The 15,708-nt window shown below is 60.5% G+C and carries 14 protein-coding genes; 8 read left to right on the forward strand and 6 right to left on the reverse strand.

The features are described from left to right. Window positions 1–111 precede the first annotated feature (111 nt). Window positions 112–1,344, reverse strand: coding sequence for a TRAP transporter substrate-binding protein (locus Q1A32_RS16425; protein WP_299655442.1), 1,233 nt, complete (start codon window positions 1,342–1,344; stop codon window positions 112–114). A gap of 109 nt (window positions 1,345–1,453) precedes the next feature. Here Q1A32_RS16425 and Q1A32_RS16430 point away from each other — a divergent pair, with 109 nt between their 5' ends. Next, on the forward strand, window positions 1,454–3,049 hold the full coding sequence (locus tag Q1A32_RS16430) for a GMC family oxidoreductase (RefSeq protein WP_299655445.1): 1,596 nt from the start codon (window positions 1,454–1,456) through the stop codon (window positions 3,047–3,049). Window positions 3,050–3,113: 64 nt separating this feature from the next. Here Q1A32_RS16430 and Q1A32_RS16435 read toward each other — a convergent pair whose 3' ends face one another. Beyond that, window positions 3,114–4,127, reverse strand: a complete 1,014-nt coding sequence (locus Q1A32_RS16435; protein ID WP_299655448.1) for a LacI family transcriptional regulator — start codon at window positions 4,125–4,127, stop codon at window positions 3,114–3,116. Between the two features lie 277 nt (window positions 4,128–4,404). Between Q1A32_RS16435 and Q1A32_RS16440 the strand changes: the two genes are divergently transcribed. The 5 genes from Q1A32_RS16440 (at window position 4,405) to Q1A32_RS16460 (ending at window position 10,717) form a co-directional block, all read left to right on the forward strand. Continuing rightward, on the forward strand, window positions 4,405–5,751 hold the full coding sequence (locus tag Q1A32_RS16440; RefSeq protein ID WP_299655450.1) for an ABC transporter substrate-binding protein: 1,347 nt from the start codon (window positions 4,405–4,407) through the stop codon (window positions 5,749–5,751). A gap of 68 nt (window positions 5,752–5,819) precedes the next feature. After that, window positions 5,820–7,052, forward strand: a complete 1,233-nt coding sequence (locus Q1A32_RS16445; RefSeq protein WP_299655454.1) for a carbohydrate ABC transporter permease — start codon at window positions 5,820–5,822, stop codon at window positions 7,050–7,052. Between the two features lie 133 nt (window positions 7,053–7,185). Further along, entirely contained in the window at window positions 7,186–8,400 is a 1,215-nt protein-coding gene (locus Q1A32_RS16450) for a carbohydrate ABC transporter permease (protein ID WP_299655457.1), read from the forward strand. Window positions 8,401–8,408: 8 nt separating this feature from the next. Continuing rightward, a complete protein-coding gene (locus Q1A32_RS16455) occupies window positions 8,409–9,662 on the forward strand; it encodes a hypothetical protein (protein ID WP_299655460.1) in 1,254 nt (417 codons plus the stop codon). Between the two features lie 2 nt (window positions 9,663–9,664). Further along, a complete protein-coding gene (locus Q1A32_RS16460) occupies window positions 9,665–10,717 on the forward strand; it encodes an ABC transporter ATP-binding protein (RefSeq protein WP_299655463.1) in 1,053 nt (350 codons plus the stop codon). 180 nt (window positions 10,718–10,897) lie between these two features. On the opposite strand, the gene Q1A32_RS16465 is transcribed toward Q1A32_RS16460, so the two are convergent. Together Q1A32_RS16465 and otnK are read right to left on the reverse strand one after the other, a co-directional pair. Continuing rightward, window positions 10,898–11,548: an aldolase gene (locus Q1A32_RS16465; RefSeq protein WP_299655466.1), complete on the reverse strand. Its 651-nt coding sequence runs from the start codon at window positions 11,546–11,548 to the stop codon at window positions 10,898–10,900. Beyond that, window positions 11,545–12,777 (reverse strand): 3-oxo-tetronate kinase, encoded by a 1,233-nt coding sequence (gene otnK, locus Q1A32_RS16470; RefSeq protein WP_299655468.1) that lies wholly within the window; start codon window positions 12,775–12,777, stop codon window positions 11,545–11,547. The genes Q1A32_RS16465 and otnK overlap by 4 nt, the downstream gene beginning before the upstream one ends. A 182-nt stretch (window positions 12,778–12,959) precedes the next feature. Here otnK and Q1A32_RS16475 point away from each other — a divergent pair, with 182 nt between their 5' ends. After that, window positions 12,960–14,087 (forward strand): beta-ketoacyl-ACP synthase III, encoded by a 1,128-nt coding sequence (locus tag Q1A32_RS16475; RefSeq protein WP_299655471.1) that lies wholly within the window; start codon window positions 12,960–12,962, stop codon window positions 14,085–14,087. A 49-nt stretch (window positions 14,088–14,136) separates the two neighbouring features. Here the strand turns inward: Q1A32_RS16475 and Q1A32_RS16480 are convergent, their stop codons facing one another. Next, window positions 14,137–14,607 carry a DUF992 domain-containing protein gene (locus Q1A32_RS16480; RefSeq protein WP_299611064.1) on the reverse strand — a complete coding sequence of 157 codons (471 nt, stop codon included), beginning with the start codon at window positions 14,605–14,607 and terminating at the stop codon, window positions 14,137–14,139. 378 nt (window positions 14,608–14,985) lie between these two features. Here Q1A32_RS16480 and Q1A32_RS16485 point away from each other — a divergent pair, with 378 nt between their 5' ends. Next, window positions 14,986–15,243 (forward strand): YjhX family toxin, encoded by a 258-nt coding sequence (locus tag Q1A32_RS16485; protein ID WP_299655474.1) that lies wholly within the window; start codon window positions 14,986–14,988, stop codon window positions 15,241–15,243. A gap of 121 nt (window positions 15,244–15,364) precedes the next feature. On the opposite strand, the gene Q1A32_RS16490 is transcribed toward Q1A32_RS16485, so the two are convergent. Next, entirely contained in the window at window positions 15,365–15,682 is a 318-nt protein-coding gene (locus Q1A32_RS16490) for a hypothetical protein (RefSeq protein WP_299655477.1), read from the reverse strand. Window positions 15,683–15,708: the final 26 nt, after the last annotated feature.

A 15,708-nucleotide genomic window follows, 5' to 3' on the forward strand; every position in this document is an offset into this window, starting at 1 on the left:
CGTCTTCGTGCAATCAGGATACGGAAATCCATGCCGCACCGCTGCGACATGGATTGAAACCTGGGCGACCTGCGCCCAGGCAATTGGTTTTGCGGTAAATCCGTTGCCGGATCAGCCTTTCCACCAGCGGCGGGGTTCGACGTTCTCTGCGAGTGTGTGCGGGTTCTGACGCACGCCGTCGTAGATTTCCTGATAGGTGTCGATGCCACCGGCCCAGCCGTTGATCCGCTCGCGCCACTGCTCCCACAGTTGCGGTTGGAACTCGGGCGAGCACTGCTCTTCCGCTTTTTTGATCTCTGCGTCGGACAGTGCGGCCACGCGCACATTGTTCTGGGCAAAGATGGTGTCCGGACCCTGATGCGGGTGCGAGAACCCAACGGTGTTGACCAGAGCGGCCTCGTTCGCGGCCTGCACGTGCACCTGTGTCAGGTACGACGCTTCCATGACAGCATCCTGCAGCTCACCACCGAGGTTGTCGAAGCTTTGCGCGTTCATCGCCGTGTGTTCGGTCCCGCAGAAAAAGCGCAGGTCCACACACTGGCTGACGACGGGCGACATGTTGGCATATGCCACGGCCGAGGCCCATGTTTCCGCGCCATCAATCAGGCCCTGCTTCAGACCATCAAGGGTTTCTTCCCACGCCACCGGCACGGGGTTCAGACCCAAAGCGTTCATGGCGATCCGGCCAAGCTGTGTGCCCGTTACGCGGTTCTTGGTGCCGCGCAGCTGGTCGATGCTTGTGACCGTATCCTTGTCTTCCCACGACAGGCCCAGCTGGATGCCGCGCAATTCTGCATGGGTGAACAGGAACTTCAGGCCGTGACGCTTCTCGAATGGCTCGCGCAGGATGCGCTGGCTGTCGGGGCTGTACATGAAGTAGTACTGGTCCGCCCGGCTGCGGAACATGTAAGCATAGTCGAGCACGTTCAGATAGGGGGCACCACCGGCCGAGTTCTGGGTGGACGCCGCGTAGATGTCGACGATGCCCTGCTGTGCTTTCTCAACGCAGGACAGCTGGCCACAGATCTGGTTGTTGCCGATGAATTCGACACGGATCTCACCATCTGTGCGCTCTTCCAGATCGCGGGCAAATTCGAGACACCCGGCGCGTTCGATCAGCAAGTTTTGCTGGTTGAAGCCGGCAGCGCCGAACTTCAGAACGTGTTTGGCTTCTTTCTTGAAGCGCTTGTCGTAGGTCGATTCCGCTGCTTTCGCCAGATTGGCAAGGCTCATCGCACCGCCAAAGCTACCCGCTGCAAGCAGCGTCGAGCTCAGACCGTAGCGTCCTGCCACACGGAACAAATCGCGGCGCGAAATGCCCGCGAGGTTTTTGTTGAGTTTCATGCAATCCTCCCTGATACGCATTATTGAGACGTTTTATCTCAGAAAAGGCTAGCGCAGCGAACACAATCTGCCTAGTCTTTTTTTGACTTTAGGGAAGGGAGGGGCCGTTTTGGAAGCCGATTATGTCATCGTGGGTGCCGGAAGTGCTGGCTGCGTGATCGCGAATCGTCTCAGCGCGGACCCGAACACCAAGGTTTTGCTGCTGGAAGCGGGTGGCCGCGACTGGAATCCTTGGATCCACATTCCGGTTGGATATTTCAAAACCATCCACAATCCGAATGTCGACTGGTGCTACAAGACCGAGCCAGATCCGGGCCTCAATGGCCGGTCCATCGAATGGCCCCGCGGCAAGGTGCTGGGCGGGTCATCGTCGCTGAATGGTTTACTCTATGTCCGGGGCCAGCCGCAGGACTATGACCGCTGGGCACAGATGGGCAATCGGGGCTGGGCCTGGGACGACGTCCTGCCCCTGTTCAAGCGGTCCGAAAAGAACGAGCGCGGTGCAGACGAATACCATGGTGACCAAGGCAACCTGTCCGTGTCCAACATGCGCATCCAGCGGCCCATCACCGATGCGTGGGTCGCAGCGGCGCAGGCCGCGGGCTACAAGTTCAATCCCGATTACAACGGCGCCGATCAGGAAGGTGTTGGTTTCTTTCAATTAACAGCCCGCAATGGACGCCGTTGTTCGTCGGCTGTGGCCTTCCTCAACCCGGTGCGGAGCCGGGACAATCTGAACATTGTCACCCACGCCCAAGTCGAGAAAATCGAACTGGATGGCAGCCGGGTCACCGGCGTGTCTTACCGGGACAAGGGTGGTGTCTGGCAGACCGTCAAAGCGCGCAAGGAAGTCATCCTGTCGGGCGGTGCCATCAACTCGCCGCAGCTCTTGATGCTGTCGGGAATTGGGGAGGCTGCACAGCTTCAGGAACACGGCATCGAGGTGGTGGCCGACCTGCCCGGTGTGGGCAAAAACATGCAGGACCACTTGCAGGCCCGGCTGGTCTATAAATGCAACGAACCCACCCTGAATGACGAGGTGTCGAGCCTGTTTGGTCAGGCCAAGATCGGCCTCAAATACCTCATGTTCCGGGCGGGTCCCATGACCATGGCAGCAAGCCTTGCAACCGGGTTCATGAAGACCCGTGACGATCTGGAAACCCCCGACATCCAATTCCATGTCCAGCCCCTTTCTGCAGAAAATCCTGGCAAGGGGGCTGACCCATTTTCGGCGTTCACCATGTCCGTTTGTCAGCTTCGCCCCGAATCAAAGGGCGAGATTCGCATCGTCAGCAAGGACGGGCGGACGTACCCGAAGATCATTCCGAACTACCTGAGCACCGAAACCGACTGCCGCACGGTGGTCGAAGGCATCAATATCGCCCGGCGCATCGCACGTCATGCGCCGCTGACGTCGAAAATCTCGGAAGAGTACCGGCCCCACGCCGATCTGCCGATGGACGACTACGACGCCACTTTGGATTGGGCCCGCAACAACACCGCGTCGATCTATCACCCGACGGGCACCTGCAAGATGGGGTCCGACAAGGGGGCTGTGGTTGATGATCAGTTGCGTGTGCATGGCATTTCCGGCCTGCGCATCGCGGATTGTTCCATCATGCCCGAGATTGTGAGCGGCAACACCAACGCCCCCGCCATCATGATCGGTGAAAAAGCGTCTGACTTGATCTTGGGCTCTGCCTAAATCAGCGGCGTGATCAATGCGGTGAAGGCAATGGCAGGTTCGGCCTGATTATTCGCTCGGGCCGTTATCCGCTGCGCCACAACGGCTCCGGTTCGTGCAAGGTTTGCAACTGATCCACTGGCACACAAGCCACCCTTTCGATGAGCAGACGGGCCAGCTCTCGCCCCGTGGCAACCAGATCTTCGCCTACCGTGTCGATGTGCGGATACAGCGTGGGCAGCAATTGCGTCGTCTGGCGGCAGATCAGATCATAGTCGCGGCCCAGCATTCGCCCCTGATCCGCCATGCCGCCCATCAGGGCCAGCGTCGCCAACTCGTTGTTGCTGATGATTGCATCGAAGGGATCACTGCGCTGCGCGAGGTTTTGACCAAAGGCGCGGGCGGTGTCCGTTGAAATCAAAATACCCGTCTCGGTCGCGACTTCGCCCGTCATTCCGTGGCGCGCAAGGGTGCGTTGAAAGCCGCCCGTGATCTTGGCGAAGTTGGTCGTGGCGTCGTCTTCGGCGACGAGGACCAATCGCCTGCGCCCGCGTTCGATCAGCCGCTCGACCGCCATTTCCACAAACCGTTCGGCATGGAAGTCGTGGAAGGCGTGTGCGGCATAGAATTCTGTTCGCCCGTGCGAGACAAACGGGAAGTCCGCGTCGATCAGCATCTGGACCCGCGGGTCGCGCGCGCTGGTGTGGGTCAGGATGATCCCGTCGGATGTGCGGTTCTGAAGGACATAGCGCACCGACTCCTCGGGCGTGGCGCCCTGAAGGTCGGGAATGACGTTCAGGTGGTACTTGGTGCCCGACAGATGCGCGCCGATCCCTTCAATCATCTGGCGGGTGTAGTCGATCGTGTTCTTGGCGGGCGACAGCACCAGCGTCAGCACATTGGTCTGCCCCGTACGCAAGCGTACGCCTGCGCGGTTGGGCACATAGCCCACGTCGGCTGCGGCCTGCGCGATCTTGTCCCGCGTTTCTTTCTTCAGCCGCGACCCGTCGCGCAAGGACAACGATACCGTCGACAGGCTGAGGCCCGTGATCTCGGCAATTGTCTTGAGGGTTGGTGGTTTGCGGGTCGGGTCGGCCATGTCCTGCTTTGGTCAAGGTGGCGGGAATTGTCAAAATACCTGAACAGGAGATGCAGCTTCGATCAACTGCGAATCGAAGTGCATCGTTGCAATTTTATGCCTGTGCTCATCGCTGCAATGCGGCAAAATGATGATTTTTATTATATTTTTGAGAATGCAGCGCAGCGAAGAAATCTGTTGCATCGTTGCAATTATCTGCGACCATTTATGGCAGGTTCCGTTCGGATTGCTGTGCAGGCGACCGGACCAAAAGACAATTCCGTGGGAGGACATCTGAATGTATGCAACCAAAGGTCTGATGACCGGCACCGCGCTGGCCCTTGTGCTGGGCGCAAGTGCAGCGATGGCGGAAGACATCCGCTTCTGGACAACGGAGGAACAGCCCGAGCGTCTGGCCAAGCAGCAGGAGATGGCTGCGCAGTTTGAAAAGGCGACCGGAAACTCTGTTGAGGTGATCCCGGTGTCCGAAACCGAGCTTGGTACGCGCACCACCGCCGCATTTGCCGCGGGCGACCTGCCGGATGTGATCTACCATCCGCTGCAATACGCCCTGCCATGGGCCGAAGCGGGCATTCTGGACTCTGAGGCCGCGACCGAAGTGGTTGACGGTCTGGGCCGTGACACGTTCGCTTCCGGCCCGTTGTCGATGGCCGCCTATGACGGCGACATCGCGTCGGTTCCCGTGGATGGCTGGACGCAGATGATCGTCTACCGCGCGGACCTGTTTGCGGAGAAAGGTCTGGAGCCGCCCAACACGTTCGCCAATGTCCAAGCAGCACTTGAAGCGCTGCACAACCCACCGGAAATGTACGGCTTTGTCGCCGCGACCAAGGTCGACGAGAACTTCATGTCTCAGGTTCTGGAGCATGTGTTCCTGGCCAATGGCGTCAGCCCCGTGGGAGATGGCGGGTTCCAGGAACTGGACGTGCAGGCCACGACCGAAGTGCTGGATTTCTACAAGGCCATCGCCGAAGCCTCCCCTCCCGGAGAGCTGTTCTGGAAGCAATCGCGCGAGATTTATTTCGCAGGTGACGCGGCCATGATCATCTGGTCGCCCTTCATTCTGGACGAATTGGCTGGTCTGCGGGACAGTGCTGCCCCCACCATCAACGACGACCCCACGACCAAGGAACTCGCCGCGGCCACGGGCATCGTGACCAACTTCGCCGGTCCATCGAACCCTGACGGGGCGGCGTGGGGTGACGTGCGCTACTTCGGCATCACGTCCGATGCGGACACCGAAACAGCGCAGGCCTTTGTCGAGTTTTCGATGAACGATGGCTACATGCAGACGCTGTCCATCGCGGCCGAGGGCAAGTTCCCTGTGCGCACGGGCACGGCAGACGAGCCGGGCAAGTTTTCGGCTGCGTGGTCGGAAATTCCAGTCGGTGTGGACCGCAAGGCCCCGATGAAGGACCTTTATGCCGCTGAGATGCTGGATGAGATCGTGGGTGGGCTCAAGGTGGCTCAGCGTTGGGGCGTTGAAGAGAACCAGCTTTCGCTGGCGTCGAAGATGATCAACAGCCAGGCGATCAACCGCATCGTGCGACAGTACATCGACGGTGAAGTGGATGCTGCCAGTGCCATCGCGGCAATGAACAGCGAGCTGTCGTCGATCAACTAAGACCCGCGTGGTCATCGAGAGGGCGGGGCCACCTGCCCTCTCTCTTTCCCATCGGTCCGAGACATCCCATGACAGTCCCCACCCCACCGACCACCCGTGGTGCGCTTGAGCGCCGCGAGGCGCGGCTGGCCTGGTCGCTTTTGCTGCCCACGATCACAATCGTGAGCCTTGTGATCGTGCTGCCGCTGCTGGCGATCTTCTGGATCAGCTTCAAGCCCGTGGGGCTGGCCGATCTGCGCCCGGTGGCCCCTGTGATCCGCGAAAGCCTGCGCGAGCGGTCGGGCGAGATGGTGATCGAGTACCGTGTGCGCAACTCGTCCCAGCAGAAAGAGATTGTGGGCCTTGGGTTTACGGACACCGTGCATGATGGCGTGACGCTTGGGGTCTTGCCCGAACAGTGTTCCGTTGATGGTGGTGCGCTGCGGTGTGATTTTGGCGATGTGGAAGGCGGGTTTAACGAACGCATCCGTGTCCCCGTTACCCTTGATGGCGACCCCGACATGCTGGAGGACATCGTCGAAGGCACAGAGCCTGCGGGTTACGGCACCGGCGACAACATCCTTACCAATTCCGAGTTCACGCTCGACAATTTCGCCCGCATCTTTAACGGAGACGAGTTCTGGTCCGTGCTGTGGGCCACCGTCTTCTACACTGTATTCGGCACCATCGGCGCGCTGGTTGTCGGACTGTTTGCCGCTCTGCTGTTGAACAAGTCCTTCCGGGGCAAGGGCGTGCTGCGGGGGTTGTATTTGTTCCCCTATGTCTCGCCCATCATCGCCGTGGCCTTTACCTGGGTCACGCTGCTTGATCCGTTCTCGGGGTCGCTGAACGCGTTGCTCATTCAGATGGGTGTGGTCGCCAGCCCCATCAATTTCTTCGGCCAGCGTCCCCTTGCCCTGATCATGGTCACCGTGTTCGAGATCTGGCGCTATTTCCCGTTGTCCTTCCTCTTCATCTTGGCGCGGATGCAGTCCATCGACACGGATATGTACGAGGCCGCCGATATGGATGGCGCGTCGCCCTTCCAGAAGTTCTGGTACCTGTCGCTGCCCATGCTGCTGGGCATCCTGTCGGTCCTGTTCCTGCTGCGCTTCATCTGGACCTTCAACAAGTTCGACGACATTTTCCTGCTGACAGGGGGCAATGCGGGCACCCGGACCCTGACCGTGAACGTGTACGAGCAGGCTTTTGCCATTTCCAACATTGGTGCCGGGGCGGCCGTGGCCGTGGTGATCTTTGCCACGCTGCTTTTGTTCAGCTTCTTCTTCTTCAAGTACATTTCACAGGAGGAAGGGCTGTGAGTGTGGGAACTACAAAACAAGTTTGTGGCGCGCCTGCGGCGGGCGGGGGAAGCGCGCTGCGCGCGCAAGGGCTCTGCCCTTCGACCTGCGGCCTCATCCCGGAGTTTATCTGGCAAGATGAAGGAGGATCGGCATGAGCGTTCTGCGTCAAGGCGCGGTGACGGCTGCGCTGATCGGGCTGTTCTGGGCCTTTGTCATTGCGATCACCGTTTCGGTCACTCTGTCTTTTGCCTCGGGCCTTGGGTTCCGGCCCGGCGGTTTCGGGTGTCTGATCCTCGGGTTCGCAGGGGGACTTCCCCTTGTCTATGTGCGCGACGTACGGCTGGTGATCAGCGGGTTTGTCTTGCTGTGCGTGGTGCTGATTTTCACGCCGCTGTCCCCGGTTCTGTTTCAGGACAATGTGCCGATGCACTGGCAGCTTTTGGGTGTTGTTGCCTTTGGCATATTCACCATCTGGCCCCTGAACGTCATGCTGGTCGAGGTGCATCCCGGGGCGCTCACCCGCCATGCGTTTGAGGACGCTGTGATCCGGTTTTTGACCGGGTTTGGCTACATCGTCTTTACCGCTGTGGTGCTGATCCCCTTCTACGTTATGGTGATGACCAGCCTGAAGTCGCAGCAGGCTTTGCTGCGCAATCCACTGGACTTTTCCATCGAACTCAGCCGCGGGTGGGACCTGTTTCGCAGCTATATCGAGCTGTTCGGCCAGTTCAATTTCGGCAGTTATCTCTGGACCAGCTTCTACGTCTCGGTTCTGACGGTCGTCATCACGCTCCTTTTCTCGGTCCCCGGCGCCTATGCCGTGGCGCGTCTACGATTTCAGGGACGGGCGGCGTTTTCGCGGTCCATCCTGCTGATCTACATGGTGCCGATGATCGTGCTGGCGCTGCCCATCTACATCGTCTTTTCCATGACGGGCCTGCGCAACACAATTCCGGGGCTCTTGATGATCTATCCTGTCACCACGATCCCCGTCGCACTCTACATGCTGCAGGGTTATTTTCGCGGCCTGCCCGGCGAGGTCGAAGAAGCGGGGCTGATGGACGGTCTGTCGCGCCTGCAGGTGATCTGGAAGATCACTCTGCCCCTGTCGCTGCCTGCGATGGTGTCGGTGTCGCTTTACGTCTTCATGATCGCCTGGAACGAGTTCCTGCTGGCCTTCATGCTGCTGGACGATCCGTCGAAATTCACGCTGACGCGCGGCGTTGCGATGTTGAACTCCTCCGAAATTCCACGCCAGCACCTGATGGCGGGTGCCGTGATCGCGACCATTCCGATCATGGCCCTGTTCCTGGGGCTGGAACGGTTCATGACGAAAGGGCTGACCGCCGGGTCGGTGAAAGGATGATGCGAGACATGACATCCACAGACATGCGCGATGAAGAGGCGCGCGCGATCCTGAAACGCAACGACAAGGGCGGGTATACGATCCCGACCTCGGGGCTGTACCCTTACCAGTGGAACTGGGACAGCGCCTTTGCCGCCGTGGGTTTTGCCGAGTTCGACGTCGACCGCGCCTGGGCCGAGATCCAGACGCTGTTCTCGGGCCAGTGGGATAACGGTATGGTGCCGCATATCCTGTTCCATGTGCCCGATGAGGGGTATTTCCCGAACCACGATGTGTGGCAGGGCACGGGGCCGATCCCGTCGTCGGGCATCAGCCAGCCCCCTGTGGCGGCGACCATGGCGCGGATGGTTTTGGACAAAGACCCGCAGGCAGGGCGCGCGCGCATCGCGGAACTGTTCCCCAAGATGGTCGCTTGGCACCGTTGGTTCATGGACTGGCGGCTGGATCAAGGTGCCGTTTGCGTCACCCATCCGTGGGAAGCAGGCCGCGACAATGCGCCTGACTGGGATGCTGCGATGGCGGCCATCACGCCGGAGGGTGTGGGCGAATACACGCGCCGTGACACCAGCCACGTGGACAGTTCTATGCGACCGACGAAATACGACTACGACCGTTATATCTGGCTGGTGCAGCGCGGCGCGCGGCTGGGCTGGGACGAGGCAACGATGCTGGAGGGTACGCCCTTCCGCGTGGCCGATCCGACCATGACGTTCATCCTGCTGCGCGCCACCCGTGACCTGATCGCCATGGGCGAGATGTTGGGCGAAGATGTGTCCGAACTGCAGGGCTGGGTTGAGACGCTGGAAGTCGGCGCGCAAACCCTCTGGAACCCGGCGCTGGCTTGTTTTGATGGGCGCGACGTCCTGGGCGGCAGCTGGGCCGGGTCCGTCTCGAACGCGTCGTTCCTGTGTTGGTATGCCGGGGTCGACCATCCCGACATGCGGACCCGTCTGGCAGAGGTGATGGCGCTCTCGAAATACGGCGTGCCATCGCTGACCCCGGACGACGACCGTTTTGATGGGAAGCGCTACTGGCGCGGTCCCGTCTGGGCCATCATGAACATGATGATCGGCACCGGCCTCATGGAGTTTGACCTGCCGCAAGGGGCCGCCCTGCGCGACAACACCGCTGACCTGATCGCGGAACACGGCTTTGCCGAGTATTTCGACCCGCGCGATGGCACCCCCGCAGGCGGCAGCACCTTCACATGGACGGCCGCGGTTTGGCTCGCGTGGGCCTCTCCCTCACGGCAAGGAGCGTAAAGATGGGCGCGATCACTCTGAATGCCGTCGAGAAATGGTATGGCGAGGTGCAGGTCATCAAGGGGGTGGACCTTGAGATAAACGACGGCGAGTTTGTTGTTTTTGTCGGCCCCTCGGGCTGTGGCAAGTCCACGCTGTTGCGCATGATCGGCGGGCTTGAAGACATCAGCCGCGGGTCTTTGGACATCGACGGCACGGACGTGACGGACCAGCCGCCCAGCAAGCGGGGGCTGTCCATGGTGTTCCAGTCTTATGCGCTCTATCCGCACATGTCGGTGCGTGACAACATGGGGTTCTCACTGAAAACGGCGGGTGCGCCCAAGGCCGAGATCACCGAGAAGGTGAACGCCGCTGCTGAGACGTTGAAGCTGGACCAATATCTTGACCGACGCCCCAAGGACCTGTCTGGCGGTCAGCGCCAGCGCGTGGCGATTGGCCGGTCCATCGTGCGCGATCCGACGGCGTTCCTTTTTGACGAACCGCTGTCGAACCTTGACGCCGCACTGCGGGTCGAGATGCGATACGAAATTTCCAAGCTGCACCAGTCCCTGTCCGCCACAATGATCTACGTGACCCATGATCAGGTCGAGGCCATGACATTGGCCGACCGGATCGTGGTGCTGGATGCGGGCCGGATCATTCAGGTTGGCACCCCGCGTGAGCTTTACAACCACCCCGGCAATGTCTTTGTGGCGCAGTTCATCGGCAGCCCGAAGATGAACGTCTTTGGCTGTGCTACTGCGGGCGGCACCTACACCGTGCCCGGTGGGCGTGGCGGGACATATTCGCTCAGCGGGGACGCTGTGCAGATGGGCATCAGGCCGGAACACATCAGCCTTGGCGCGGCGGGCACGGGCCAATGTGATGGCACCGTGGATGTGGCCGAATACCTTGGGGCCGACACGTTCGTCCTGCTTGATTGTGGCGCAGCAGGGCAGATCAACGTGCGGATTTCGGGGGATGCCGCGTTGGAAGTGGGTGACGTCGTGGGCCTCAGTTTCGATCCAGCGCGCACCCATTTCTTTGATACGGATGGCAACACGATCCAAGCGTGAACCTCTACGCACACGGCACGGGATCAAGGGCGTAAGCCCGCCGTGCCAGCGCCGAACCGCCCCCTCGGGCGGCGCTATATCAACACCTGCGCATCGTTTTGGCCTAGCGGTAACGGATTTGAGATTAATCGCGCCGAATTGCCCTTCCATGTGCCCCCCCGCAGCCCGGTGCTTGCACGATTAGTCATCCCACTCCACATCAAACCTTGTCACCACCGCTTGGACCTGATCCTCCGTCAGTCCCCGCGCGCGCATCCCACGGGTCATCAACGCGAGCCGCGCGGTATCCTCCAATTCTTCAATGGCATTGCAAGCAGCCTCCACATCCCTGCCCGCGACAACAGGCCCGTGGTTCGCCAGCATTACCGCTGACCGCTTGCCCGCAAGACCGCGCACCGCATCCCCCATCGCCGGATCGCCCGGCAGGAAGAAGGGTAATAACTGCACTTTTCCCAGCTTCATGATCCCATAGGGCGTCAGCGGCGGCAGGAAGTTATCCGCATCTGCCCCCGGCAACATCGACAGCGCAACCGAGTGGCAGGAATGCAGATGCACCACCGCTCCGGCGGCACTGCGCGTGTCATAGAATGCGGTATGCAGCGGCATCTCCTTGGTCGGCGCGTCCCCCGCCACATGCTGGCCGTTCGGATCAAACCGGCTGAGCCGCCCAGGATCAAGCCGCCCAAAGCTTGTGCCTGTAGGTGACACGAGCAAACCGCCATCGTCAGTCCGGGCAGAGATATTGCCGGTCGATCCATGGGTCAGGCCCCGATCAAACAGGGACTTCGCCAGCAGGCATATCTGTTCGCGCAAGGCGGTCTCGGCACTCATACGCCCAACACCCGATCCGCCTTTTCAAAGAAATCCTCGGCTCCGAAATTGCCGGACTTCAACGCAACAACCAGATCAGGCCGCGCGCGCAAGGCGGGCACGCCGGGATCAATCTCCGGCCCGATCTCAAGCGTATCAAGGCCCAGACCCTCGACCACCGCACCCGATGTCTCGCCGCCCGCGGTGATGATGCGCGTCGCGCCGCCCGCACGCACCGCGCGGGCCACATCGGCAAAGAACCCTTCAAGCGCGCCCGCTGACTGCTCACGTCCAAATTGCGCTTGCACCTTCCGCACCACATCCGGATCGGCCGAGGAATAAACAAGCGGCACACCGTCCTGCGCCAAGGCCCAAGTGGCTGCCTCAGCGGCTGTCAAACGCCCCTCGATCACATCTGCCGCTGCAACCTCGCGCGCGGGGTTACGGGCGGCGTGATACGCCACCTGCGCCCGCGTCGCGATGGAACAGGACCCGGACAGCGCCACAGCCGTTCCAGACTGCCCCGTCCACGGCACCTCCCCCGCGACACAACCGAAATTTGCAGGCAAGCCAAGGGCCACACCCGACCCGCCGGTGATCAACGGCAACTCTTTTGCCGCTGCCCCAATCGCGCGCAAATCCTCATCCCGGATCGCATCGACCACGATGTGACGCTTGCCTGCCTCATGCTCGGTCGCAAAAACCTGACGGATCGCCGCAGCTCCGGCAAACACGGCCCCCGACCCAACATGCCCCACCGCATATCGCGTCTGCAGCGCCAACCACCGACGCAGATCAGGGTCCGTCATCGGCGTGAGCGGATGGTTCTGCATCCCGCTCTCGCTGAGCAGCACATCATTCACGAACAGGTGCCCTTGGTACACGGACCGCCCGGTGCCGGGAAAGGCCGGGCATACGATAACCTGATGGGCATCCAGCGCCTCGGCAAGGGCATCGGCGACGGGGCCGATATTACCCTCAGGCGTCGAGTCAAAGGTCGAGCAATACTTGAAGAAAAACTGCGTGCACCCTTGCGCGCGCAACCACTCCAAGGCTTCCAACGACTTCGCCACGGCGTCACCCGGATCAATCGACCGCGACTTCAGCGCCACCACCCCAGCCTCCACCGACGGGTCCGCGTCACCGTCAGGAATGCCGGTATATTGCGTCACGCGCATGCCTTCCTTGGCCAGCGTATTTGCCAGATCGCTTGATCCGGTAAAGTCGTCCCCGATACATCCCAATTTCACAGCGTCGTCCCCTCGTTTGCGGGCAGACAAGCACCCGCGCACCCGCAATGGCAAGCCCACCCGCCGAAAGTCCGGTAATTTCGGGATTTCCCGGACGGCACATGGACCCGCGCCCCCTTGCGAACAAGGGGTTGGGGCCTGTAGGTTCGCGCAAACATCGACAACCCTGAAGGGGGCGCACCTTGGCTTTCACTCCAGCGATCACCGGCACGGGCGTCTTCACGCCAGAGCAGTCCATTTCCAACGCGGAACTGGTCGTGGCCTTCAACGCTTATGCCGATCTTTACAACGCCGAGCACGCGGACGCGATCGCGGCGGGAGAGGTCACTGCCAAGGATCACTCCTCCGAAGAGTTCATCGTGAAAGCGTCAGGGATCGAAAGCCGATACGTCATGGACAAGTCCGGCATCCTCGACCCCAAGGTCATGCACCCGCTGCTCCGCCAACGCAGCGATGACGAGCCGTCGATCATGGCGGAAATGGCGCTGGATGCGGCAAACAAGGCGCTGGCCCAAGCGGGCAAGACAGCCGCAGATGTCGATGCAGTGATCTGCGCGGCCTCCAACCTCGAACGCGCCTACCCCGCCGTTGCCATCGAAATTCAGGACCTGCTGGGCATCGAAGGCTTCGCGTTCGACATGAACGTGGCCTGTTCATCTGCCACCTTCGGTATTCAGGCGGCGGCAGACATGGTGCGCTCTGGCTCCATCCGGTCGGCCCTTGTCGTGAACCCCGAGATTTGCTCTGCGCACCTTGAATGGCGCGACCGGGACTGTCATTTCATCTTTGGCGACGTGGCAACGGCCACCCTGATCGAACGGGCCGAAGACGCCAAGGGCGGCTATTTCGAGATCAAGTCCACCCGCTGCGGCACGGCCTTTTCCAACAACATCCGCAACAACAACGGCTACCTGCGCCGGTCGCGCCCCGACGGCGTGAAGGACCGCCGCGACATGCAGTTCATGCAGAACGGGCGTAAGGTGTTCAAGGAAGTGCTGCCGATGGTCAGCCAGCACATCGCGGGGCACATGGGTGATGAAGGGGTCGAGGCGACGGACCTCAAACGGCTCTGGCTGCATCAGGCCAACAAGTCCATGAACGATTTCATCGGGAAAAAAGTGCTGGGCCGCGATCCCGCGCCGGGCGAACAGCCCAACATCCTGCAAGACTATGCCAACACATCTTCAGCAGGGTCGATCATCGCGTTTTCAAAGTATTCGGATGATCTGGCCGAGGGCGACAAAGGCATCATTTGCTCGTTTGGCGCGGGGTATTCCGTGGGGTCCGTTCTGGTCGAACGGCACGGGTAGGAAAAAATAGGGCCGCCGCTCTCCCCAAAAGTGCGACGGCCCCTTGGGGTCAGCCCTTGTGCTTCAAGCGCAAGGTTTCGACCCCTACCGCAGCGCCCACACCAATCTCGCCAGAGACGGACACGGGCTGCAATGTGAACGACCGGTCCAGACCACCGATCAGGGCGTGTACACCGGCACCGGCACCCACCGATGCATCAGCCGACGCACCGATATAGCCACCTTCCAGCGCACCATCCTTCACACCGCTTTGCGGGGCGAACACGTACCAGACCAGCGTCTGTTCGTTGCTGGTGGACAGGTCCACACCCACCTTGCGGATGACGCCCGTAAACTGATCCGACCGACCGCTGGCCGAGGTGTAATCGCACGAGTACTTCGCACTTGAATAGACCACGAAGTTCGACTCGTTGGACTGGTGGCAGGTCAGCACGCCAGTGGCGACACCGCCAGCGGAGGCGGCCATCGGGGCAGCAACAGAAGCGGCAGCAAGGGCGATCATTTTCAGTTTGGACGTCATGGGTCTGGTTCCTTGGGTTGGTGCGGCCCGCTGGGGCTGCGTTGTTTCATGCACCAACATTTAATCGGAACCATTTGGTACACAACCCGCAAAAGCTGTAACATGCAACACGTATCAGCGCGGGTTTGTTACTGCCGGGTGAGCGGTCAAGACACGGTCAAAATTTCAAAGGATCCGTCCATCTTGTTTGAGAATCATGGCAGGGCTATCTGATCACCAGCACGAGGATGACGCCTCATGCAATGGAGACTTTATGCAAGAGCCCCGGGCATGAGCCCGTTCTCGAACTCCCGCGTCGAGAACATCGGAACACCAAGGACAGTCGCGCGCTACGTTGAGTGACCCTGTTTCTGCACTCTCATAAGATCAAGACTTCCGTTGAACATCTCAAAGCGCGAACAGCATATTTTGCATGAACTCGCCCTGGGTGGCAGCATCCAGCATGCCCGTGGCGAAAACGGCAAAGTACGTGACATCACCCCTTACACGCGCAACAGCCACTGTCTTTTGGACTGCACCATGCCCGTGTTCCTGCGCCTGAAAAAACGGCGCTTCATCCGGTCCACAAACGGATCACCCTATCGTGCTTCCCGGGCGTACATCAAAGCCGTCCGCGCGCAACTCAACCAACGTTGACGAAAGGACAATACCGTGACCGACAAGACCGTCCGTCACAGCAGGGCAGATGATCTCATCCATCCTGTGCCCCTTCGTCGTTGCGAACTTGTTCGCGGCGGCGGGCCGGACCGGCAATATCCTATGCGGAAAAGCGGCACATGATCCCGTTCGTGGTGGGCGTGATCTGGTACATGTCGGCAAGCGTTTCGACCACAGACAGTTCAAGGCCGATCACAGTTATGGATTTGAGGTCTGGATAATGGTCTTGGATATTAAAGACCGTTTGACGCAACACGGACTCCAGCGGGCTCCCCGGGTCCATTGAAAACAGCGCGCTGCTGTGATCCAGCGCGCGGGCGCGCTCGAAGCGTGCGCGGTTTGAACGCGTGTCCACAATCCAAACGAACCCGGACAAATCACCACTGTAGTTGTCGACAAAGATGGCTTTAACGATCACGGCGCCCCCCGGCTGCGTACAGTCTG

Source organism: uncultured Tateyamaria sp. (assembly GCF_947503415.1).
In the GTDB taxonomy this organism is placed as follows: domain Bacteria; phylum Pseudomonadota; class Alphaproteobacteria; order Rhodobacterales; family Rhodobacteraceae; genus Tateyamaria.